Genomic DNA, 21,982 nt, shown 5'->3' on the forward strand with positions numbered 1-21,982 from the left:
GAAAACTCCGTCTCACTCGCCGTCGCTGCGCTTCGGGAAGGCACTGCCCGAGCGGACCTGAGCGCGACACGCCACGCAATAGTAGTACCCGCAGTCCGGGTCGAGATGCACGTGCTGATACCCACGGCACGCCGAGCAACGCTGCTCCCCGAACGCCGCCTCCGCCAGGCCTATGCGCTCGAAGTCGCTGCGCGTCACGATGCCCGACAGCTGCGCATCGGACATCACCAAGAGCGAGCCAACGCCGTGCTCCGCCATGTGGGCCGCCGCCTCGGCCATGATGGCGTCAGCATCCACCGACACGGGCGGTGAGTGCATCAGCGTCGAGACTTCGGCCACAAGGGAGGCACGCTCCAGATCGCAGATGCACACGACTCCGATCGCCCGCCCGTCGACACACACAGGAAGGTGAGTGATCGCATGCTCTTTCGTGAACGCGAGGGCGTCGATCACGCGCATCGTCGGCGCGATGCCTAGCACCGCTTTTGTCATCACGTCTCGGACCCGCGTCAACCCTGTTGCCATTCGCCGTCCCCTCTCCTTGTTTCCTCAATCGGTCTGGGTGGGAGCGGGCGCAGAGAGCGCCTGCGCCATCAGTGATTCGGCGATCGCTTCCCGCTGATCAGCCAGCGTCACGAGCGCCGCTCGAAAGCGGAGCCCGGAGTAGAGCTCGATGATGCGCCGGAGCAGCGGCTGGTCGTCTTGTGGGCGCGACAACAGGTCGTGGAGTCGCGTACGGACGTTGTGTGCAGTCTCCGCCCACACCACGCGCTCCTCCAAGTTCCGCCCACCGCGGATCAGCACGAGCACGCCAGGACCGTTCGGCGCGCCACCAACTCGATCGAGCTCGAGCAGCGTGTCGTCGGTCCACGAAACTCCTCGCGCCTTGTCCCAATGAGGGAAGGTCGCCGGATGAAACGCGGGCATACCGAGGAGCCCTCGAACCAGATCGAGCGACGAAGCCACACCCACCGCCCGACCCTTCGCATCCACGACAACGACACGATGCACGCCGCCGTCCGCTGCGGCCCGAGCCGCGTCTTCGATGCTGGCCGTGGCCGGTACGGTCACCGCCGGAACGGTCATGCAGGCAGCGACCGTCCCGGGTGCCGGAGTCCGCAAGAGGTCGCGCATCGATACCACTCCGATGGGTCGCTTGGCCGCGTCGAGCACGGGCGCTCCCGTGATGCCCAGACCCAAGATGTAACCGAGCGCCTCGCTGGTGCCATCACCCGAGCGCAGGCTGAAGAGCTCAGCGTTCATCACTTCACTCACGGTCCTCGGCATGACATGTCTCCTTACGGAACTATCCAAGTCGCAACCGCGAAACGAGCAGATGGGTTCCAGTGAGGTGGGCAGCAAGCGCCATTCCACGCACCGATCCACGTCGAATTTCATGTTCGGCGGCGTGTGCCAGCGCAATCCCTGCAGCGATTCCCGACGCTGCGGCAACGCCTGCGCTGGCCCGAGCTCGGCCACCGCCTCGGAACCATCGCCGCTACGTCAGAGCCCGCACCGGAACGCGCTGATGTTCATGCCCGAGCACCTCGGGGCGGCCGACGATTTGAAAGCGCTCTCCCGCCTCGATGCGCACCTGCAGCTCCACTTGCGCTGAATGGTCTCGTGAGTCGACCCAGAGCTCCGGGCTCGGCGTGTCGACGGCTCCCTCCAAATCCCTGGCCAGATTCAAGAGCGCGCCCTGTGTCACGTCGACGCCGTAGGTGAGTGTCCACGGCTCGCTGTGCGCGGGAGTCCAGGCACTCAGGAGCTCGAGTGGGCCGAGCCGGGTGTGAATCGAGAGTGCGCTCGAGTTCCACTGCGTCGCGCCAATCTGCCGCTTCGCGCGATACACCGCCAAGCCGTACGCCTTGGTCAATCCCCCAAGCCCTTCGAGGTCCTCATCGGGCACCTGCGGAGCGAGGCTCGCCAAGTTGTGCGCCATCCAGGTTCCCGGCTCGTGCGTGGGGATCGCGATGAACATCGAGAGCGGGACCAACCCCGTGTGAGCGTCCTCGACCCGGAGCAGCGCGCGGGTGGACGCGGCGAGGCTGGAAGCGTCGGCGCCGAAACCGACGATGCCACCGGGCAGCTCCGCCCCGTCGAAGAACACCCAGCGCGGCATCGGCATGCCTTCGGGGCCGAACGTTGCGCCATCGAGCCTGCGCAGGAGCTCGAGCGTGGGCACGGATGAGAGCCGCAGGGGATCGAGCCACTCGGTCGCTCGGGACTGCAGTCCCAGCGCTTCGGCGTCGAACTGCCGCTGGTGCTCGGGGATCGCCACGACGAAGGGGCGAAGGCGGGTGAGCAACGCCTTGTTCCGGGGTTTGATCCTCACTTCGTTCTCCAGCGAGCCTGGGCCGAGCCGGCGTCGTCAACTCCACAGACGTCCAAGCGTGCGCCGGCTTCGAGTCGAACCTGGAGCCGCTCGAGCCCGAGGTGGTCCTCGGGATCGACCGAGAACGCCCCTTCGCCCTCCGCCGTGCCACCCGCAAGCGCTCGTTCGATGCGAGCAGCGTCGACATCGAAGGCAAATACACAAGTCGCCGCGTGGGTGTGGGCGGGGACCCAAGCCGAGCGAACCTCCAGGGGCGCAAAGCGCGCATGAGCTGCCAGGCTGGGCGAGCGCCACTGCATGGTGCCGTGCACGCGGCGAGGCGAGAGCGCTCCGAGCGCCAGCGCCAGGGTCTCCACTCCGAGCTCGACGGCGTCCTCGCCGGGCGTGAGCTCGAACAAACTCGATATCGAGTAGATGAGCCACTCCCCGGCTGTCACCATCGGGGTGGCCATGCACATCGAGAACGGAAACGTCTCCGTCGCCTCGGGCAGCAATGACCGAGTCTTGTCCGGCAACACCGCCGGCGACCCGCTGAAACCAAACACGGCGCCCGGCAGCTCGGCGCAATCGTAGAACGCCCAGCGTGGCATGCGGAGCCCATGCGGGCCGAACGTCAGTTCGTCGAAACGCTCGAGCTGATCCAGCAGCGCCTGGCTCGCGCGGCGTGTCGGATCGTGCCACGCGAGCTCGGTGCGATGAAATCCGAGCGTGCGCTCCGCCAAGCGTGCCCGCAATCCGGGAGTTGCTACCACCCAGGGTTCGAGCTTCAACCCGCCGAACAGCGTCACAAGCGCAGCTTACACCAGCTCTCCGGCCAACTCCCAACCTGACCGCGGAGTCGTCAGGGTTTGCAGCTGATGGAGACTTCGTGCACGTGACCGTTGACGCTGGTGGTGCGGGTCGTGACGGGCTGCCCCGCTTGCAGCTTCTTCATGTCCTCGTCCTTCAACGCAATCGCGTGCTCGTGGTCGCCGCCCTTGACGGCATAGGTGCCGCCAATGCCGCGCTTCACCCCGTCAGCCGGGATGTCCACGGTGTGGCCATGATTGCCAGACAACTCCACCAGCGTACCGTTCTGCACACACTTGCTGTCCGTTGCCGATGCCCCCTTGTCACAGGCCACGGTGAGGGGTGCGAGGCTGAGTGAGGCGAGAGCGATTGAGAAGTGCAGCCAGTTCGTCATGGGTTCCTCCAGAGTAGCCGTCGGATTGGTGCTTCACGAAGGAATTCTTGCGAAGGCCGTGCCGCCATGGGTCACGGCGGCGTCGAAGAGCAAACTTTGCGGGCGGTTTGCTACCGTGTCGCAAACGCTGCATACCGTGGCAACACGGCAGCTCGGGCGTCCTGACTCACGGACATCGGTCAGGCAACCACATCTCGAAGCGGCCCTCCTTGACGAACCACTGCGGCGGCTCGTCCTCGGTGCGCTCCGTGTACTTCACGAGCTCGGCGGTGCGAGTCCCAGCCGGCAGCGCCCCCGCGATGCGTTTCATCACCCCACTGATGCTGCACTTGGGCTTCAAAATGATCGGTTCGTCACAATCCGAGTTGGTGAAGCTCGCGATCTCACCGTCGCGCGATAGGGTGACTCGGATGATGCAGGCCGGATCGTCCTGGCCGCCGGTGCGCTGTGCCTCCTTCGGTGAGAGGAAGTAGAAGTCCGCACGCGGGCGCCCCGGACCGCGGAAGTCGAGCTTACCGTCGGGACTGACGTCGTGCGCTTCGATGCGGACGAGCTGCGCATCACTGGCGAGCGCCTGCGCCCGGACCCGCGCCGTGTCGAAGAACTCCGTCGGCTCTCGCTGCGTCGCCGAGGGCGCCTTACCGGGCTGGGCCACGGGGCCAGCCGCCGGCGGGCTCGCGGCTTGCCTGTCGTTCACGGAAAGCCCCCACGCGACGAGGCCGACCACGAGCAGCGCGGCCAGGAGCGCGAAACCCAACCCCAGCGCAGCGAGCCACGGTGCGAGCCGAAACGGTCGCGAGCCCGGCGGCGTCGGTTGAGCCGCGGCGGGCAGGGTGTGGGCCAGCGCGCCCAGGCTCTGAGCCGTCGGCAAGAGGCCCGGCGTTCTCTGCGCGCTCAGACTCCGGTCTGCCGGGGCCACACCGACGTCCAGCGCGACAAAAGCCTCCGGCCCGAGGCCGGCGGCCGCCGCCTCGAGCGCAGCTCGCATTTCTTGTGCGCTGCGGAAGCGCAGGCCGGGGTCTTTCTGCAACCCGCGCAGCAAGACTTGCTCGTACGCCGGCGGCATGCCCGTCAGCAGCTGGCTGGGCGGCAGCGGGGGCTGCTCGATGTGCTGGCGCAAGAGTTCGAACAGCGAGGTGGCATCGAAGGGTTTGCTGCCTGTGACACACTCGTAGAGCACGACCGCTAGCGAGTACAGATCACTGCGGAAGTCCACGGGCTGCCCCGCGGCCTGCTCTGGCGACATGTAGTGCGGCGTTCCCATCAGCGCGCCGGTGTGGGTGTGAGGCGTCCCGATGTCACCGGCCGCGTGGAGCTTTGCGATGCCGAAATCGAGGACCTTGGCGTGACCCGCGGGCGTGACCCACAAGTTGTCGGGCTTGAGGTCGCGATGGACGATGCCGTGTTCGTGGGCCCGACCGAGGGCGTCGAGTACCTCGGCGAAATAGCGCGCCAGAAACCCCAGCCCTGGCCGATGGCTGGCCCGATTGAGCGCCGAGAGCGAGCGCCCCTCGAGGTACTCCATGATGATGTACGGGCGCCCGTCCGGAAGGGTCGCCAGATCGATCACGTTGACGATGTGCTCGTGACGGATCCGATTGACGGCCTGAGCCTCGGCGAAAAACCGCTCGAGCGCCGCGCGAGACTCAACGAAGGCCCGGGACAGAAACTTGATCGCAACCTGACTCCCGATGTTGGGGTTCACGGCGCGGTACACCTGCCCCATGCCTCCCGCGCCGAGCAGCCGAGTGATGCGAAAGCTCTGCACCATCGTGCCCAGAAGCTCGTCGTCCCCCGCGCGCGCGAGCTCCGATCCATCCCGGGTGCAGAATCCCGGCTGCGCGGCCCCTTCACCGCACTCGGTGCAGACGAACTGCGCGGTCATGCTCCGACCAACGCCCGAGACGCCCCTGATGACATGAGAGGCACGAGCCTACCAGCCCTGGCTCGACGATGTTACTCGTCCTCGAATAGCTCCTCTGCCGCCCGCAGCACGTCGACGTAGCTGATGATGCCCACCAGGGTCTGGCTCCCAGGGCGAACCACGGGGATGGCTCCTACCTTCTGGTCGATCATCATCTCCACGACCTCGGAGAGTGCTGTCTCCGGCGTGACGCTCAGAAGATCCGTGTTCATCACCGTCGAGATTGGCTGAGCGAGGCGCGCCTGAACGTCGGCGGGCCTTTCGAGCTCCAGCATGCTCGGCGCAAGGAATGTCCGGAGATCGCGATCACTGACGATGCCCACCAGTTCCTCCCCGTCGACGATGGGGAGATGCCGAAAGTCGCTCTCGAACAGCGTCGCGATCACAGTCCGGATTGGCGTATTTGACTGAGCAGTAGTCGGTTTCAGAGTCATGACGTCTTCGACGACCATCGTTTCTCGCTTTCCTTCGAGTGATAGCTCGACTGTGATGCAACCCGCATGCCCCCAAGGTTCGAGACTCGCGAGCGCCGCAGATCGCTGGGCGCTCGGAAACGCTCGCGCAAGCCATGCGCCGAGCAAACCTCGCACCGCAGGCGCTGCGCACGAACAGTGAGGACCCATGGCTGAACAACCCGCGAAGCACAGCGAGATCGTCCCCCACTTGGCAAGTGGCCAAGCCGCGGGACCGGCGGAGACGACCCCCGTCTCGAAAATCATGACCAAGAACGTGGTGTGTGTACCGCCGGACCTCGGACTCGAGGCTCTGACTGGGCTGTTCCTCGATCGCGGGATCAGCGGCGCTCCAGTGGTCGACGCTTCCGGGCGCACGCTCGGTGTGGTGTCGAAGACTGACGTGCTGCGCGAACACCAGGATCGCGGGGACACCGCGGAGCAAGGGGAGCCCGAGGTGTTTCGTGACGGAATTCGCGCCGGACTCGACCGCGGGATGCATGTGGTCGGCAACGACGAAGCGACCGTCAAAGACGTCATGACACCGCTAGCGTTCACCGTTGCAGAGGGGACGAGCATCGCGCGGGCCGCGGCCTTGATGGCCCTCGAGGGAGTGCATCGGGTTCCCGTGGCCTCCGCCGCCGGGAAGGTGGTTGGTATCCTGAGCGCCCTCGACATCTTGAGGTGGCTGGCCCAAGAAGAAGGCTACCGCGTGCCTGATCCGCACGCCTGAGCGCTGGACGCGGCACGAGACTTGCGACTCGGGCGGAGCATGTTGAGTGGCTTCCGCCGCATCCTCTGCCCGGTCGACGCATCGGAGTGCTCGCGAAGAGCTCTCCGTAGCGCCGTCGATCTGGCCGGACGTTTCTCTGGCGAGGTCGAGGTCCTGCACGTCTACCAGCTGCCGGCGTACATTCAGCCGGGCGTGTTGGTTTGGGCGGCCGTCGGGCCCCGCACGCTGGCGGAGGTGGCCGACGAGCAGGCCCAGACCGACGTCGAAGGGCTGTTGGCCGGTTTCTCGTCCGACGAGCGCGCAAAACTCCGAGTTACTCGGGAGATCGGCGACGCCGCCGCGGTCATCGTCGAGCGCGCCCGGTCCCAACCCATCGACTTGCTCGTGATGGGTACTCACGGCCGCACCGGCGTGCGACGCTTTCTCATGGGAAGCGTGGCGGAACGGGTGCTCAGGCTCGCCCCCTGCCCCGTGCTGGTGGTACCGCTGAACGAAACGGCGAAAGACGCCGAGCCTGGTAGGCTCGTGGATGAAGTGAACCTCAAAGGTTCCGAAGGAGCCCAGAGATGAACAACCTGCGCCGAATTCTGGTCCCCGTGGATTACTCGGCCTGCTCGAAGGCCGCACTCGAGCACGCCGCCATGCTCGCGAAGAGCTTCAACGCGACGATCGATCTGCTCTACGTCTGGGAGGCGCCAGCATTCGTGGCACCCGAAGCCATGGTCGGAGCCGCGGGAACCACGCAGACCCTCGCCCAGCTCGCCAGTGATCAGGCTGAGGCTGCGATGCGGGAGTTCGCCAAACAAGCCGAGAGCGACGGCATCGCCATCGCCCATACACGCGTCGAGCAGGGAGATCCGTCACAGACGATCGTAGAGCTGGCCGAGCGCGAAGACTTCGACCTGATCGCCATGGGAACACACGGACGGAGTGGCTTCGCCCACCTCTTGCTCGGTAGCATCGCCGAGAAGGTCGTGCGCCGAGCGACTCGCCCGGTCCTGACGGTTCGAACGACCGACTCGAGCGGCTGAGTCCTCAGCACGCAATGGACGAAGCCACCTTCGCAGGCATCAAGCGCTACGTCGGTTTCGACGCGCGCACCAGCGCCACCCTTCGGAGTGTCGCGCCCCGCATCGCATCCGCGATTCCGGCGATCATCGACGACTTCTACGCCACGATCGAGGGTGATCCCGACGCCCGAGTCGCCATCACGGGCGGCAAGGAGCAGATTGCTCGGCTGAAACACAGTCTCGAGGCGTGGCTCCGCAGCTCCCTCGACGGACCTCACGACGCCACGTGGGTCGCCCGGCGCGAACGCATCGGTTTGGTCCATGTTCGGGTTGGGCTGCAGCAGCGCTTCATGCTCACCGCCATGGCCCGCATCCGCACCGGCCTGATCCAGGCGCTGCACGTGGTCGATCCCTCCCAGTCGGCGGCGCGCGCGGACGCGGAGCGGGCGCTCCATCAGCTGCTGGACGTCGAGCTCGCCGTGATGCTGGACGCCTACCACTCCTACCTATCGGAGGGCATTCGTAGCCACGAGCGCCTCGCGACAATCGGGCAACTGGCCGCGAGTGTGGGGCACGAACTGCGCAACCCGCTCGGGATCATCGAGTCGTCGCTCTACCTGGCGCAGCAACGGTTGAAGAAGCTCGACGTGGTCGACCCCCAGCTCGAAAAACATCATCACAAGATCCAGAAGCAGATCGGGCAGTGCAGCACCATCATCAAGAACCTGCTGGACCTCGCCCGAGACCGCCCTCCACGCCGCAAGGCGCAGCTTCTTCACCCACTGCTCTTGCGCGTTACGGAGGACCTGGCTCTCGACACCAAGCTCGTTTTCGACCTGGACGAAGACCTGCAAGTCGATGTGGACGAAGACGACTTCGGACACCTGATGAGCAACCTCATCGGAAACGCTAGCGAGGCCATGGCCGGCGGTGGCACGGTCACCGTGCGGGCCGCTCGACGCGGGGCCGGGACGGAGCTCACCGTCACCGATGAAGGGCCCGGTGTGCCGTCGAATATCCGAGACCGGATCTTCGACGCGCTGTTCACCACGAAAGCGCGGGGAACGGGCCTCGGGCTCGCCCTTTGTCGACGCATCGTTCGTGCCCACTCCGGGGAGCTCGAGCTGATCTCCTCGGGGAAAGGCGCCTGCTTTCGGCTCTGGTTTCCGGATTCCCCCGCCGAACCCGCTTCGTCCCCCGGAAGCTGAGCAGGGCGGCTTGCGGTGGCGTCGACTGACGACTACCTAGCCACTGTGGTCGACCGCGCGCGCCTCCTCGTCGTCGAAGATGACCCGGACATGGCCGAGAACCTCGCCGAAGTGCTGTCGGAGCTCGGGGCTGTCGCCGATATCGCTCATTCCGCCGAGAGTGCCCTCGAACAGCTCGGGCTCCACGACTACGCGGGCGTCATCACCGATCAACGCCTGCCAGGCCGTGCCGGCGTCGAGCTGATTCGAGACATGCGCCGCAGCGGGATACGTACCGCCGTCGTCATGATGAGCGGCTTCATGGACCACCAGACGGAGCTCATCGCCGAAGAGGCCGGAGCCCTCGAGGTCTTGGCGAAGCCTGTCGAGATTGCCCGGCTGGCCCGCATCGTTCAGACGTTCGCGAGAGAGCGCATGGACGTGCTGGTGGTCGAAGATTCTCACGAGCTTGCGGAGGACTTGGCTGCGGCGCTAGCCGACCTTGGGCTTGCTCCCATCGTCGCTCATTCTGGCGAGGAGGCCCTCGCGCAACGCAACTTGCCCCGCGTCGCTGTCGTCGACATCCGGCTACCGGATTCCAACGGCCTCGAAGTGGCTCGCCGCTTGATGGCGCGTGACCCGGGCCTCACGGTGATGTTCCTCTCCGGTTTTGCGGAGGAGCACGCGGACGAGCTGGGCCACATCAACATCCCAGGGTCAAACACGCTCATGCCGTGCATCCCCAAACCGTGCAATCTCGGATGGCTGGCGCAAAAAGTGCACCATGCGGCGGAGCGAAGATGAGCGCCAGTCGGGTCTTGGTCGTCGATGACAACGCCGACCTCGCCGAGAACGTCGCCGAGATCCTGTCCGGCATCGACTCGCTGAACATCGAGTGTGAGCTGGCCGGGTCCGGTGCCGCTGCGCTGGCCGTTGCTCGGAAACACGGACCGGCACTCGATCTGTTGCTCGTTGATCGCCGGCTTCCCGACGTCGATGGGCTGGATCTGGTCACGGACCTGCGCCGCACGTGCCCATTGGCGGAGGCCATCATCATCACCGGCGACGCCAAGGTGGAGAGCGCCGCGGCGGCCGTCGGGCAGGGCGTCTTTGCCTACCTCCTCAAGCCGTTCGAACCGGCGGACCTGCTCGCCAAGGTCGGCGGCGCGCTCGCCCGACAGACCCTCGTGAGCGAGCGCGAAACCCTTCGAGCGCAGCTCGAAGAGTCCGAGCGGCGTTATCGCGAAGTCGTCGAGGCGGTTCCCGCGTTCGTCACCGCACTCGACCCGGACGGTACCATCCGGCTCTGGAACCGGCGACTCGAAGAGGTCACCGGCTTCGCGCGCCAAGAGATGCTCGGCAAGCCCGGGCGCGATCTCCTTGGCACAGGCGGCGACCGCCGCCTCGGCTTGAAGTCCGGAGGGCGCTTGCTGATCCGCTGGCAGCTGGCGGAGGTCCCCGGTCCCCGAAGTGGCCCGACGACCTTGGCGGTCGGGATCGACGTAACCGAGGAGCGCACGATGCAGCGCCGAACGGCGGTCGCGGAGCGCCTGGCGGCGGTGGGAACGCTAGCCGCGGGCCTGGCTCACGAGGTTCGCAATCCGCTCAACTCGGCGAGCTTGCAACTTCAGGTCTTGCGTCGGCGCCTGGAGCGCGGCCAGAACACGCCCGCCACACTGCTCCCCGTGGTGGACATCGTCCATGACGAGATAGGTCGTCTCGATCGCTTGGTGTCCGACTTTTTGGCTTTTGCGCGCCCGAACCCCTTGGCCCTCAAGACCGCGGAGCTCTCCGAGCTCGTCCAGTCCGTGGCGGTTCAACTCCGCCCGGAAGCAGAAGCCCGTGGCGTGACCATCAACGCTGGGTCGCCCGGCGCGCGCACCCAAATCGAGGGAGATCCGGAGCGGCTGCGGCAGGTCTTGATCAATTTGATGCGGAATGCGCTCGAAGCGACGGCCACAGCCGGCGGTAGCGTGAACGTCGGTGTCACGGATGGCGTCGACGGTTTTGTGGAAGTCTTCGTGGAAGATACCGGCCACGGCTTTGCAGACGACGCCCCGATCTTCGACGCCTTTTACACCACGAAGGAGGCGGGGACGGGCCTGGGCTTGGCGATCGTGCATCGGATCGTCAACGAGCACGGCGGCACGATTCACGCGGAGTCTCGCCCAGGGCGCACACGTTTTACGCTGCGTTTTCCCGGACTCGTCGGGCACAGCTCGTAACCCGCGAGACCCGCCCGACGCGGCCGCGGTCCAGCGCGAATAACCCACCCGCCCGGGCTCGCGGAGGGGAGGGCTGGAGGGCGTGCGAATTCTGCGCGGGTCCCACGCTGTGCACGCAGAACTTACGATTCTTCGCGGCTCTGAATCACAGATTCGGGCGCGCCCAACCGCAGATCGCCCGCGGAATGGCGAAGGCACAACGGATGCATAGGTCTGTGCCGGAAAGGGACGGCCATGGGTCAACCAGCACGAATTCTGATTGTGGACGACGAAGCCAATGCCCGGATGGCGTTGGCCGATCTGCTGCGTGAGTCCGGCTACCTCGCAGACACCGCCGGAGACGCCTTCAAGGCCCTGGCACGAGTAGCTGAAGCTCGACCGGACCTGATCCTGACGGACCTGCGGATGCCGTCGATGGACGGACTGGAGCTGTTGCGCCGAGTGCGGCGGACCGACCTGAACATTCCCGTAGTGCTCATGACGGCGTTCGGCAGCGTCGACACCGCGCTCGAGGCGATGCGCGAGGGAGCCCTCGATTGCATCGTGAAGCCGCTCGACACCGAGCGCCTCTTGGCCCTCATCGCCGAAGCCGTCGCGCCCAACCGCTCGGAGGGCGCCGCATCGCCGATCAATGAACCGTCGGAGCTGCCCGACGTAGTCACACGGTCGCCCGAGATGCACGAGGTCGCGCGGCTGGTGCGCCGTTTCGCTCCTACACAGGCCAGTGTGTTTCTGCTCGGCGAGCCTCAGACGGGGCGGGCGCGGCTCGCACGGGCGCTGCACCTGTTGTCGCGCCGCGCGCAGGCCCCTTTCGTCCTCCTCGCCTGCCACCCCCTGGCAGAGCGCGCGGCAAACCCACACGCGGTGCGCGCCGAGACCCGCACCGCGGTCGAGCAAGCGTCAGGCGGCACGTTGTACCTTCCCGATGTGGCTGAACTGCCGCTCGTCGCACAGAGTGCGCTGCTCGATGCGCTCGTCGACGCCGGCCCCACGCGAGCACCGCGCTTGATCAGCTCCGGGCTCTGGGACCTTGCCTCGGCCGTGGCCGCGGGCACCTTCCGCGAAGACCTTGCGCGCCGACTGACGGTTCTCCAGGTCCGCATTCCGGCGCTCCGCGAGCGCCCGGACGATCTCGTGCCATTGGCACGCTCGGTCTTGGGCCCCAGAGGTCCCGGACTCAGCGCAGAGGTCGTCAACCGACTGAAGCGCCACGACTGGCCCAACAACATCGCAGAGCTGCGCCAGATCCTCTCACTGGCTCACGCCAAGAGTGATTCCGGTGTGATTCGCGCGGAGCACCTGAGCATCCCAGCGCGCAGCGACCGCCGGCGTCCGACCGTACCCGGCGCCACACTGGCCGACATCGAGCGCTTCGCCATCCTGCAGACCTGGGCAGCGCACGGCGGCAGCACGTCGAGAGCTGCGCGGGTGTTGGGCGTCAGCATCCGCAAGATCCAGTACAAGCTTCAAGAGTATGGCGCGACCCGGGGGACTGCGGAGGAGCTCTTGCGCGCGGCCGAGAACCGGGCTGCTGAATGAACGGACCGCGGCGAATCCTCGTCGCCACCGATTTCTCCCCTGACTCCCACGTCGCGCTCGCCAGTGCGAGCGCCATCGCGCGGAGTCTGTCGGGACGTGTCGAGGTGGTCTACGTGTGGGAACCGCCGGTCGGCCTGTCACTGACCGACGAAGCGCGCGTGCGCGATCTCGCCCGCAAGCGGGCCAAGCTTCACATGCGAGAGTTCGTGCGCGGCGCGGGCTCCCCTCCCCATCACACTCGCGTCGAGGTCGGTGCGCCGCACGAGCTGATCGTTACTCTGGCCGCCGCCGGAAAGTTCGCTCTGATCGTGATGGGGGCGGCAGGGATTGGAGCCAATCCCAGCCGGGTCGGCACGGTGACTCGGCGCGTGCTCGGCTCGGCGCACTGTCCAGTCCTGACGCTGCGTGCACCCAGCACTCCACAAGCGCTGCCCGTGCCTCCGCGCGGTGTCGGAGCTTGACCCTCCTCCAACCGTACGCGAACCTTCGAGAACCAATGAACGCCATCACCCACGTCGCCGTAGACGGCAACGAAGCCGCCGCATCCGTTGCTTATCGCGCCAGCGAGGTCATCGCGATCTACCCGATCACCCCCGCCTCGGCGATGGGGGAGCTGGCTGACGACTGGTCTGCACACGGCGAGCCCAACCTGTGGGGACGAATCCCCAGCGTGACGGAGATGCAGTCCGAGGGCGGCGCCGCCGGCGCGGTTCACGGCGCGCTGCAGGCGGGATGTTTGGCCACCACCTTCACGGCGTCCCAGGGCCTGCTCTTGATGATCCCCAACATGTTCAAGATCGCCGGCGAATTGACGCCGTTCGTGCTGCACGTCGCCGCCCGGACCATCGCGACCCACGCGCTCAGCATCTTCGGTGACCACTCGGACGTGATGGCGTGTCGCGGCACTGGCTTTGCGATGCTCTGTTCCAGCTCGGTGCAGGAAGCCCAGGACTTCGCGTGCATCGCACACGCCGCGACGCTCAACTCCCGAGTGCCATTCCTGCACTTCTTCGACGGTTTCCGGGTCTCCCACGAGATCGCCAAGATCGTGCGCTTGGACGACGATCAGCTGAGACACATGCTCCCGGAGGAGGCCATCAGCGCGCACCGCGACCGGGCACTCACGCCGGATCGCCCAGTGCTGCGCGGGACCGCGCAAAACCCCGACACCTTCTTCCAGGCACGGGAAGCCATCAACAGCGTGTACGCAGAATGCCCAGGCATCGTCGAGCGCGCGATGAGCCGGTTCGCCGAGGCGACCGGCCGAAGTTATCGACTGTTCGAGTATCAGGGCCACCCGGAGGCGGAGCGGGTGATCGTGATCATGGGCTCCGCAGCCGAGACCGTCGAACAGACGGTCAACGCCCTCGTCGCACGAGGTGAACGCGTGGGTGTGCTCAAGGTCCGGCTCTACCGCCCCTTCTCGGCCGCCCATTTCCTGGCGGAGATCCCCAAGTCCGCCCGGACTGTGGCGGTGCTCGATCGGACCAAGGAACCTGGAGCACCCGGCGAGCCCCTCTACCTCGATGTCGTTGCAACCTGGTTCGCCGCCGCAGAACGCCCGGCGCCCCGGGTCGTCGGCGGCCGTTATGGCCTGTCGTCGAAGGAGTTCACGCCGGCGATGGTCAAATCCGTGTTCGATGAGCTGGCCAAACCCAGCCCCCGACACGGGTTCACCGTCGGCATCGTGGACGACGTGACGCAACTCTCGCTCGATGTCGACTCGAGCTTCCGCCTGCCCGCAGACGGCGCCTACCAAGCGGTGTTCTGGGGACTTGGTTCCGACGGGACGGTCGGCGCGAACAAGAGCTCGATCAAGATCATCGGTGAAGAGGCCGATCGGTTCGCACAAGGGTACTTCGTCTACGACTCGAAGAAGTCTGGCGCAGTGACCATTTCTCATCTGCGCTTCGGCCCTCAGCCGATCCACGCACCGTATCTGATCGATGAGGCGGAGCTCGTCGCTTGCCACCAATTCGATCTGCTCGAGCGCTACGACGTCCTGGCAACGGCGCGCGACGGAGCAATCTTCTTGCTCAACGCTCCCCAGAAAGGTGCCGACCTGTGGGCAGCGCTGCCGCGCGAAGTTCAGGCGACCATCCTGGGAAAGAAGCTCGTTTGTTACGTCGTCGATGCCCACGGGCTCGCCCGAGAACACGGCCTCGGCGGTCGCATCAACACCGTGATGCAGGCGTGTTTCTTCGTGCTGTCCGGGGCGCTACCCCGGGACGAGGCGCTCGCCCGCATCGAGGCCTCCATCAAGAAGAGCTACGGGTCGCGCGGCGACGAGCTCGTGCATCGCAACATCCTGGCGGCCCGAGCGGCGGCCGAGCACCTCGTCCCGTTCACGCCCCCGACGCTGGAACAGAACGGCAGACCGCGTCCTCCGCCCATCCCGCCCCACGCTCCGGATTTCGTGCAGCGGGTTTCGGGCATGATCCTGGCCGGCCAGGGCGACTTGCTCCCGGTCTCGGCCTTTCCCATCGACGGAACGTGGCCCGTTGGTACGTCACGCTTCGAGAAGCGCAACCTGGCGCATGAAATCCCGGTCTGGGACGAAGGCCTGTGTATCCAGTGCAACAAGTGCGCGCTGGTCTGTCCCCACGCGGCGATCCGCGCCAAGGTCTACGATGGCGCCGCGCTGGCCGGCGCCCCCGAAGCTTTCAAGAGCACCGAGTGGAAGAGCGGCACGCTGCGCGGACAGAGTTACACCATTCAGGTCGCGCCGGAGGACTGCACCGGCTGTTCGGTCTGTGTCGCAGTTTGCCCCGCAAAGGACAAATCAAACCCCCGGCACAAGGCCATCGACATGCAGGCCCAGGCTCCGCTCCGCGAGACCGAGCGCCGGAGCTACGAGTTCTTCCTGGGGCTGCCAGAGGCAGCTCGCTCGGGCCTGGCCGTGGACGTCAAGGAGTCGCAGCTGCTCGAGCCGCTGTTCGAGTACTCGGGCGCCTGCTCGGGCTGCGGCGAAACCCCTTACATCAAGCTGTTGACCCAGTTGTTCGGCGACCGCCTGTTGATGGCAAACGCCACGGGGTGTTCGTCCATTTACGGTGGGAACCTGCCAACCACGCCCTACACCACCAACAAGGCCGGGCGCGGACCGGCATGGGCGAACTCCTTGTTCGAGGACAATGCCGAGTTCGGCCTGGGGTTCCGGCTGTCCGTCGACTACCTGACGGACCGCGCGCGCAGCCTGGTGCGGGAGCTCGGCAGCGAGCTTCCCGGTGAGCTCGCGGACGCACTCTTGGGCGCCTCTGCCGAGGACGAGGCGGCGATCGCTGCACAACGCGAGCGGGTCGGGCTCTTGCGGGAACGCCTCGGGCGCTCGTCGAACCCGGCGGCGCGCGCTCTCTCCGAGCTGGCGGACTACCTGGTGAAGAAGAGCGTCTGGATCGTCGGCGGGGACGGCTGGGCGTACGACATCGGGTTTGGTGGACTCGACCACGTGCTGGCATCGGACAAAGACGTCAACGTGCTCGTGCTCGACACCGAGGTGTACTCCAACACCGGCGGTCAGCAGTCGAAGGCGACACCCCGCGGAGCCTCGGCGAAGTTCGCTGCCAGCGGCAAAGGCACCGCCAAGAAGGACCTCGGGCTGATCGCGATGAGTTATGGCCACGCCTACGTGGCGCGAGTGGCCTTCGGCGCCAAGGATGCACAGACTGTGCGGGCCTTCGCCGAGGCCGAGAGTCATCCGGGCCCATCCCTCATCATTGCCTACAGTCACTGCATCGCGCACGGATATGATCTCGTTCACGGACCGCGTCAGCAGAAGCTCGCCGTCGAATCCGGGATGTGGAATCTCTTCCGTTATGACCCCCGGCGCACCGATCGCGGTGAGCCGCCGTTGCAGATGGACTCGGGAACCCCCAAGGGCAACGTGCTCGAGTACGCGCGCAACGAGGCGCGCTTCCGCATCGTCGAGCGCAGCAACCCGGAGCGTTTTGCGCTGTTGATGAAGGAAGCCGAGAAGGACGCCAAACGCCGCCTGGTGCTCTACAACGAGCTCGCCCGCTTCGCCCTTCCGTCGGAGAAATGACATGGATCTTTCCACAGAATATCTGGGCCTTCGCCTCGAGAGCCCGCTCTTGCTGGGCGCTTCGCCGCTGGCGCACGACCTGGACGCGGTTCGGCGCGCAGTCGACGCCGGCGCGGCGGCAGTGGTGATGCACTCGTTGTTCGAGGAACAACTCACCCTGGAAGAGCTGGCGCACGACCGGCACGCGGCGGGCGGAACGAGCACGTTCGCGGAGGCGGAGAGCTGGCTGCCGGTGCCCGTGGGGTACGCACTTGGGCCGGATGCCTACCTGGAGCAGATCGCGCGACTGAAGCGCGAGCTCAGCGTTCCGGTCATCGGGTCACTGAATGGCGTGACCGCGCGCGGCTGGCTGCGCTACGCAAAGCTCATCCAGGAGGCTGGCGCGGACGCTCTCGAGCTCAACGTATATCAGTTGTCCGCTGACCCGCTGGAGAGCGGCGAAGCGGTCGAGGAGCGTATCCTCAGCATGGTGCGGAGCATCGAGGAGAGCATTCAGATCCCGCTGGCGGTCAAGCTATCGCCCTTTCACACGTCACTCGCACACTTCGCCCAGCGCCTGACCGACGCGGGAGTGGCCGGGCTCGTCGTCTTCAATCGTTTTTATCAGCCTGACATCGACATCGAAGACCTCGAAGTCCGCCATCGGCTGCAGCTCTCGACGTCCACGGAGCTGCTCTTGCGATTGCGTTGGCTCGCGGTCTTGCACGGGCGCGCAGCAAGATCCCTCGCGGTCACCGGTGGTGTCCAGGACGCGACGGACGTCGTCAAGTCGATCATGGCCGGAGCCAACGCGGTGCAGATGGTGAGCGCGGTGTTGCGGCGAGGCCCGTTGCACTTTGCGACGGTCAAATCGACGTTCACCTCCTGGCTCGAGGAGCACGACTACGAGTCCGTCAGGCAAATGCTGGGAAGCATGAGCCTCCTGCGCTGCCCCGACCCGCAAGCCTACGAGCGCGCGAACTACATCCAGATCCTGCAAACCTGGCGCGATCTCGACCGGCCCGCGCACTGAGCGAACCTGCCTCAGCTGGGCCGGCGCCGCCGGCGCCGTTGCTCCTTCGCCACCACGGCGGCCGCACGGGCATAGCGTTGTTTGGGCGTCGGAGCGCGTCCGGGCCCTGGTGGTTGTTCTGCGAGCGGCTCCTCGAAGCTCCCGGGTTCGTGTCCTAGCTCGAACACGGTCAGTTCGCGCCGGCCTCGTTCGCCGATCCGGATCGGCATCACGGACGCGCCAACCCCCGCCCCGACGTACACCGCACCCGAGGCACCGCCGTCACCGCGCCGTGCACCGTACAGTCCGTGCACGTAACGATGTCCGGCCAGCCGCCCGATGGCGATCTCGTGCAGCCGCGCCAACGTGACCTGACCGGCGTGGGTATGACCGGAGAGCACCAGCGGAACACCGTGCGCCCAGAGCGCGTCGGCTTCCTCGGCGATGTGGGAGAGCCCCAGGGTCGGCAGTCCAGGAGCGAGGCCTCGCACGGCATCCTCGATCGATGCGTGACCCGTATAGGCGTCATCCAGCCCAACGAGCTGCAGTCGCTGACCGCGGAACGTCAGCACCGTGTGTTGGTTGGACAGGATCTCGGCGCCGCCGCGCCGGAGCGCATGGCGCACCTCGTCCGCACCAGCCCAGTAGTCGTGATTGCCCAGCACACACACGACGGGAGCCTCGAAGCTCGACACGATCCACGAGAGCTGATCGAGGTAGAGTTGACTGTGACACACGAAGTCACCCGTGATCACGACCACGTCGGGCCGCTCGCGGTTGGTGAGCTCGACCGCCGTTTCCTGGACCGCCTCGGGTGTGACCCGGCCCACGTGCAGATCCGTCAGATGGGCGATGCGCAGGTGCGAGAGCACACCGACATGGGCGCTCGGGCCAGCGTATCGGCGCACCCGAAACTGCGAGGCGAGTTTCTCAGCCCGCGCAGTGAGCGGCTCGGCGGCGCGACCCTCAGGAGCCACACTTCGGTGCAGGTTGACGCGCGGCAAGACCCCCATCCTACGACGGGAGGCCCGGAAGGGAAGGCTCAGAAGCGCCCGCGGACGATCAGCTCGCCACCGCCGGGTCGTCGAAACGCACGAACCTGCGACCACATCCGCTCGACAGCGAGACTCAGCGCTTCTCCCGGTTCGGGGGTCGTCGACTCTTGCCGCGGCGTATCCGTCTTCTTCAGAGCGACCCCGGCGCTCTGCCCCCGCCAGCCTTCGAGCAACTTGACCTTCAGCGCCGGGCGCTCCCACAGAGTGGCAACGCTCTCCTCCGCGGCAGCGGGCCGTGCAACGCCCGTGACGAGAATCGCTCCCAAGATGACCAACCCGAGGCGCATGACGCCAGACTGTGCACTCCCTGTGCCAGCCCGGTCAGCACAGCGGCCGGTCAGATTTCAAGCAGATACGTGGGCGCCGGGAGCGCGAAGTGGTCTGGATCGATGGCGTCAGGCTGCACTTGATGGCGACTGCCATCAGAAGCTACTTGCCGAGCTTGCCGCTGATGTCTGACCCCAACTTGTCCAGGTCGTCCATCTTCTTCTTCTCGACCGTAGTCGGCGCCTTCTTCTTCGGCGGGTCGTCTCCGGCAGGAGCCTTCGCCGCTACGGTCGTGGGTTCACCACCACCCGCCGCGGGGGCGGGGCCTCCGCTCGGTTTGGCGGCCTCTTCCGCCGCCTTGGCTGCTTCAGCGGCCTTCTTCTTGGCCGCTTCCTCGGCTTCTTGAGCCGCGACGCTCGCCAGACTCTTGCGAGTGATCTCGATGTGGCGCTTGCGGTCTTCCGCCGACATTCCAGCGAAAGGATCCGCCTCGGCACTGGCCGCCACGGCGTTGGCGTCCTTCTTGGGCTTGCTCTTCATCGAGCTGAAGGCGACGGCTCCGCCGACCAACAACACGCCGCCGATGATCCCGACCATGAGCATCGGGTTCGACTTCTTCATCGGGATGACGTCGAGCGGCGCCTGATCAACTTTTGGATTGGTGGGTGCGGCCATGGGCTGATGAAGAGTACGTGCGGGAGCCCGGTCGGTCCAGGTCCGAGCGAGCGATCTCCGGACCCGGTCGCCACAGGCACGCGAGGCCCCGGGATTTTCCCGCAAACATTCGAGGTCCGACCGGATTTCGGCCCCGCCGGGGGCAGCGTGCCCCGGACGTCTGGCCTGAACGGGCTCCGGATGGCGGCTCCGGGAGCCGGCGCGGCACGCGAATTAGATGTTGTCCCAGCTGAACTTTTCGGCCTTGAAGGCGTGCTCCGCGACGCCCTTGATCAGCTCGTCGTCGTTGATGTCAATCAACCCGAAGGCGTGTTTGACGCGACGCTGCACCTGCCCGGAGAAGACCTTCAGGATGTCCACCTCGTTCTGCGCCTTCTCGGGGCCAAGACTCGCGAGTGATGCGTTCACACGCGCGATGACACACGCGAGCACGAACATGTCGATCATGATGTTTGCCAGCCGCCGCGAGGCCAGCTGTTTGCCGATGATGTTGCGCCCGTGTTTGCGCAAGATACGGTCGACCGCCGCAGCAAGATGCCGGGTGAGCTCCTCGAACGCCGTGGTCGCTTCGTGCAACTCCGGGCTGACGAGGGTGAAGCGACTGCGGGCGCGCCGGATCCCGGTGACGAGACTGGCCTGCTTCAGCGCGTACTGGCGCATCACACCGAAACCCTTGATCGGGTCGTCGAAGATACCGCGGACGCTGGAGGAGAGTTCCTTTAGCTGACTGCCGACGTCGTTCATGGCGGTCAGCGCGATGAACAGGCGAAGGATCTCGTTGGTGCCCTCGAAGATGCGGTTGATGCGCGCGTCTCGCAACATGCGTTCGTATGGGTACTCGCACATGTAGCCGTTTCCACCTGCAATTTGCAGCGCCTCGTCGGCCGAATGCCAGAGAGCTTCGCTGGCAAACACCTTGCTGATGGCCGCCTCCACCGCATAGTCGTCGTAGCCGTTGTCAATCAGGGCCGCCACCGTATCGACCACTGCCTCGGTGGCGTAACAGTCGACGACCATCTGGCCGACCTTCAGCTTGATCATCCCGTACTCGCTGATGGGTTTGCCGAAGGTCGTGCGCTCGTTGGCGTACTTCGTCGACTGTTCGATCAGGCGTTTGATCGCGCCGATGGCGCCTCCTCCGAGCCCCGTTCGGCCGTTGTTCAAGATGGCCATCGCCACCTTGAAGCCCTTGTTCTCCTCGCCCAGCATGTTCGTCGCGGGCACACGCACGTTGTCGAAATTGACGGTGGTGGTCGAGCTGGCGCGGAGCCCCATCTTGTCCTCGTGGGGGCCGATGCTGACGCCGGGCATGTCCTTGGTCACGATGAAGGCGGTGATGTGCGGTTTGCCCCCCAGATCACCCGTGCGGGCGAAGACCGTGAAGAACTGCGCCATTCCTCCGTTCGTGATCCAGAGTTTGTTGCCGTTCAGAACCCAGTCGTCGCCGTCACGTTCGGCCCGCGTCTTCAGCGCGCCGGCGTCCGAACCGGCGCCAGCCTCGGTCAGGCAAAACGCCGCGATCATCTCGCCGGTGGCGAGCTTGGGTAGAAAGCGAGCCTTCTGTTCGTCCGTTCCGAACAGCAAGAGCCCGCGCATGCCGATGGAGCTGTGGGCGCCGATCGTCACGGCAACGGACGCATCGTGCTTGGCAATCTCTTGCAGCGTGCGCGCATAAGCCGCGCTCTTGAACCCGAGCCCACCGAACTCCTCGGGGATCACCAGACCGAAGAGCCCGAACTGCCTCAGCTCTTCCACGAACTCGCTCGGCATCTCTCCGGCGCGGTCCCACTTGCGAAAGTCTTCGGTGTGAGACCCGAGCAATCGACCGACGGACTCGATGACGCCGTGCAGGGTCTCCTTCTGCTCCGCCGCCATGCTCGGATAGGGAATCAGAACCTGCTCTTCGATGTTGCCCATACACAAGGACCGCATGAAGCTGACGCTGGTATCGACCATGCCGATCGAATACCACGAACGCGGCGCGGCGCCGCCCGCGACCGTCGCGCACTCGATGTCAGCCTCGGGCTCCCGAAGAGGTCCGGGGCTCGCCCCAGCGAAGGCCCCGCGTACACTGGCAGCGCGGACTTGCTGACGGCAGGGTTGCCTCGCGCCGACGTCCGCATAAAGTGCGGCGCGAGATGCCCAAGCACCCGCCCCTCCGACGCGCAGGCATTGCAGGCGCAATGCTGCTTTGCCTCGGCGCCGTGCGTTGCAAGTCGACTGGCCACGCGAGTGCTGCAGCCGATGCCGGCCCGCCTGACGCTGAATCGCCTGCCAGCGCCTCGGCCGTGCCGGCCACCTCGGCGCCGAGTGCAGCTCCTGCGGCGGCCGACAGAGGAGCAGGAGCCTCCGCCTCGCCGCCAG

At 66.1% G+C, this 21,982-nt stretch carries 21 protein-coding genes; 10 read left to right on the forward strand and 11 right to left on the reverse strand.

Translation table 11 applies throughout. From position 1 onward, the window contains the following. Positions 1 to 12 precede the first annotated feature (12 nt). The 7 genes from IPI67_27535 to IPI67_27565 form a co-directional block, all read right to left on the reverse strand. Positions 13 to 492: a CBS domain-containing protein gene (locus IPI67_27535; protein ID MBK7583935.1), complete on the reverse strand. Its 480-nt coding sequence runs from the start codon at positions 490 to 492 to the stop codon at positions 13 to 15. Positions 493 to 549: 57 nt separating this feature from the next. After that, positions 550 to 1,287, reverse strand: coding sequence for a CBS domain-containing protein (locus IPI67_27540; protein MBK7583936.1), 738 nt, complete (start codon positions 1,285 to 1,287; stop codon positions 550 to 552). 211 nt (positions 1,288 to 1,498) lie between these two features. Continuing rightward, positions 1,499 to 2,335 carry a hypothetical protein gene (locus IPI67_27545; GenBank protein MBK7583937.1) on the reverse strand — a complete coding sequence of 279 codons (837 nt, stop codon included), beginning with the start codon at positions 2,333 to 2,335 and terminating at the stop codon, positions 1,499 to 1,501. After that, positions 2,332 to 3,123 (reverse strand): hypothetical protein, encoded by a 792-nt coding sequence (locus tag IPI67_27550; GenBank protein ID MBK7583938.1) that lies wholly within the window; start codon positions 3,121 to 3,123, stop codon positions 2,332 to 2,334. The genes IPI67_27545 and IPI67_27550 overlap by 4 nt, the downstream gene beginning before the upstream one ends. Before the next feature lie 53 nt (positions 3,124 to 3,176). Next, positions 3,177 to 3,518 (reverse strand): hypothetical protein, encoded by a 342-nt coding sequence (locus tag IPI67_27555; protein ID MBK7583939.1) that lies wholly within the window; start codon positions 3,516 to 3,518, stop codon positions 3,177 to 3,179. A 166-nt stretch (positions 3,519 to 3,684) separates the two neighbouring features. Further along, complete coding sequence (locus IPI67_27560; protein MBK7583940.1) at positions 3,685 to 5,403, reverse strand: serine/threonine protein kinase; 1,719 nt, start codon at positions 5,401 to 5,403, stop codon at positions 3,685 to 3,687. A gap of 71 nt (positions 5,404 to 5,474) precedes the next feature. Continuing rightward, a complete protein-coding gene (locus IPI67_27565; GenBank protein ID MBK7583941.1) occupies positions 5,475 to 5,876 on the reverse strand; it encodes a CBS domain-containing protein in 402 nt (133 codons plus the stop codon). 187 nt (positions 5,877 to 6,063) lie between these two features. Between IPI67_27565 and IPI67_27570 the strand changes: the two genes are divergently transcribed. The 10 genes from IPI67_27570 (at position 6,064) to IPI67_27615 (ending at position 17,642) form a co-directional block, all read left to right on the forward strand. Then, the gene (locus IPI67_27570; protein ID MBK7583942.1) at positions 6,064 to 6,627 is read left to right on the forward strand and encodes a CBS domain-containing protein; all 564 of its coding nucleotides are present in this window, start codon (positions 6,064 to 6,066) and stop codon (positions 6,625 to 6,627) included. 39 nt (positions 6,628 to 6,666) lie between these two features. Continuing rightward, positions 6,667 to 7,197 carry a universal stress protein gene (locus IPI67_27575; GenBank protein MBK7583943.1) on the forward strand — a complete coding sequence of 177 codons (531 nt, stop codon included), beginning with the start codon at positions 6,667 to 6,669 and terminating at the stop codon, positions 7,195 to 7,197. After that, positions 7,194 to 7,658 (forward strand): universal stress protein, encoded by a 465-nt coding sequence (locus tag IPI67_27580; GenBank protein MBK7583944.1) that lies wholly within the window; start codon positions 7,194 to 7,196, stop codon positions 7,656 to 7,658. Before IPI67_27575 ends, IPI67_27580 begins: the two co-directional genes overlap by 4 nt. A gap of 14 nt (positions 7,659 to 7,672) precedes the next feature. Further along, positions 7,673 to 8,845, forward strand: coding sequence for a HAMP domain-containing histidine kinase (locus IPI67_27585; GenBank protein ID MBK7583945.1), 1,173 nt, complete (start codon positions 7,673 to 7,675; stop codon positions 8,843 to 8,845). Positions 8,846 to 8,860: 15 nt separating this feature from the next. Beyond that, positions 8,861 to 9,628 carry a response regulator gene (locus tag IPI67_27590; protein ID MBK7583946.1) on the forward strand — a complete coding sequence of 256 codons (768 nt, stop codon included), beginning with the start codon at positions 8,861 to 8,863 and terminating at the stop codon, positions 9,626 to 9,628. Continuing rightward, positions 9,625 to 11,049: a response regulator gene (locus IPI67_27595; protein MBK7583947.1), complete on the forward strand. Its 1,425-nt coding sequence runs from the start codon at positions 9,625 to 9,627 to the stop codon at positions 11,047 to 11,049. Before IPI67_27590 ends, IPI67_27595 begins: the two co-directional genes overlap by 4 nt. A 234-nt stretch (positions 11,050 to 11,283) precedes the next feature. Further along, the gene (locus tag IPI67_27600; protein ID MBK7583948.1) at positions 11,284 to 12,588 is read left to right on the forward strand and encodes a sigma-54-dependent Fis family transcriptional regulator; all 1,305 of its coding nucleotides are present in this window, start codon (positions 11,284 to 11,286) and stop codon (positions 12,586 to 12,588) included. After that, positions 12,585 to 13,049 carry a universal stress protein gene (locus IPI67_27605; GenBank protein MBK7583949.1) on the forward strand — a complete coding sequence of 155 codons (465 nt, stop codon included), beginning with the start codon at positions 12,585 to 12,587 and terminating at the stop codon, positions 13,047 to 13,049. Before IPI67_27600 ends, IPI67_27605 begins: the two co-directional genes overlap by 4 nt. Positions 13,050 to 13,084: 35 nt before the next feature. Further along, positions 13,085 to 16,630 (forward strand): pyruvate:ferredoxin (flavodoxin) oxidoreductase, encoded by a 3,546-nt coding sequence (gene nifJ / locus IPI67_27610; protein MBK7583950.1) that lies wholly within the window; start codon positions 13,085 to 13,087, stop codon positions 16,628 to 16,630. 1 nt (position 16,631) lies between these two features. Then, positions 16,632 to 17,642: a dihydroorotate dehydrogenase-like protein gene (locus IPI67_27615; protein MBK7583951.1), complete on the forward strand. Its 1,011-nt coding sequence runs from the start codon at positions 16,632 to 16,634 to the stop codon at positions 17,640 to 17,642. Between the two features lie 11 nt (positions 17,643 to 17,653). Here IPI67_27615 and IPI67_27620 read toward each other — a convergent pair whose 3' ends face one another. The 4 genes from IPI67_27620 to IPI67_27635 all read right to left on the reverse strand — a co-directional run bounded on the left by IPI67_27620 (position 17,654) and on the right by IPI67_27635 (position 21,574). Continuing rightward, the gene (locus IPI67_27620) at positions 17,654 to 18,634 is read right to left on the reverse strand and encodes a metallophosphoesterase (GenBank protein MBK7583952.1); all 981 of its coding nucleotides are present in this window, start codon (positions 18,632 to 18,634) and stop codon (positions 17,654 to 17,656) included. A gap of 29 nt (positions 18,635 to 18,663) precedes the next feature. Beyond that, positions 18,664 to 18,963, reverse strand: a complete 300-nt coding sequence (locus tag IPI67_27625) for a hypothetical protein (GenBank protein MBK7583953.1) — start codon at positions 18,961 to 18,963, stop codon at positions 18,664 to 18,666. Positions 18,964 to 19,105: 142 nt separating this feature from the next. Beyond that, positions 19,106 to 19,618, reverse strand: a complete 513-nt coding sequence (locus tag IPI67_27630; protein MBK7583954.1) for a hypothetical protein — start codon at positions 19,616 to 19,618, stop codon at positions 19,106 to 19,108. A 213-nt stretch (positions 19,619 to 19,831) separates the two neighbouring features. Next, the gene (locus IPI67_27635) at positions 19,832 to 21,574 is read right to left on the reverse strand and encodes an acyl-CoA dehydrogenase family protein (GenBank protein MBK7583955.1); all 1,743 of its coding nucleotides are present in this window, start codon (positions 21,572 to 21,574) and stop codon (positions 19,832 to 19,834) included. Positions 21,575 to 21,982 lie beyond the last annotated feature (408 nt).

It is taken from the genome of Myxococcales bacterium (assembly GCA_016706225.1).
Taxonomy (GTDB): domain Bacteria; phylum Myxococcota_A; class Polyangia; order Polyangiales; family Polyangiaceae; genus JADJKB01.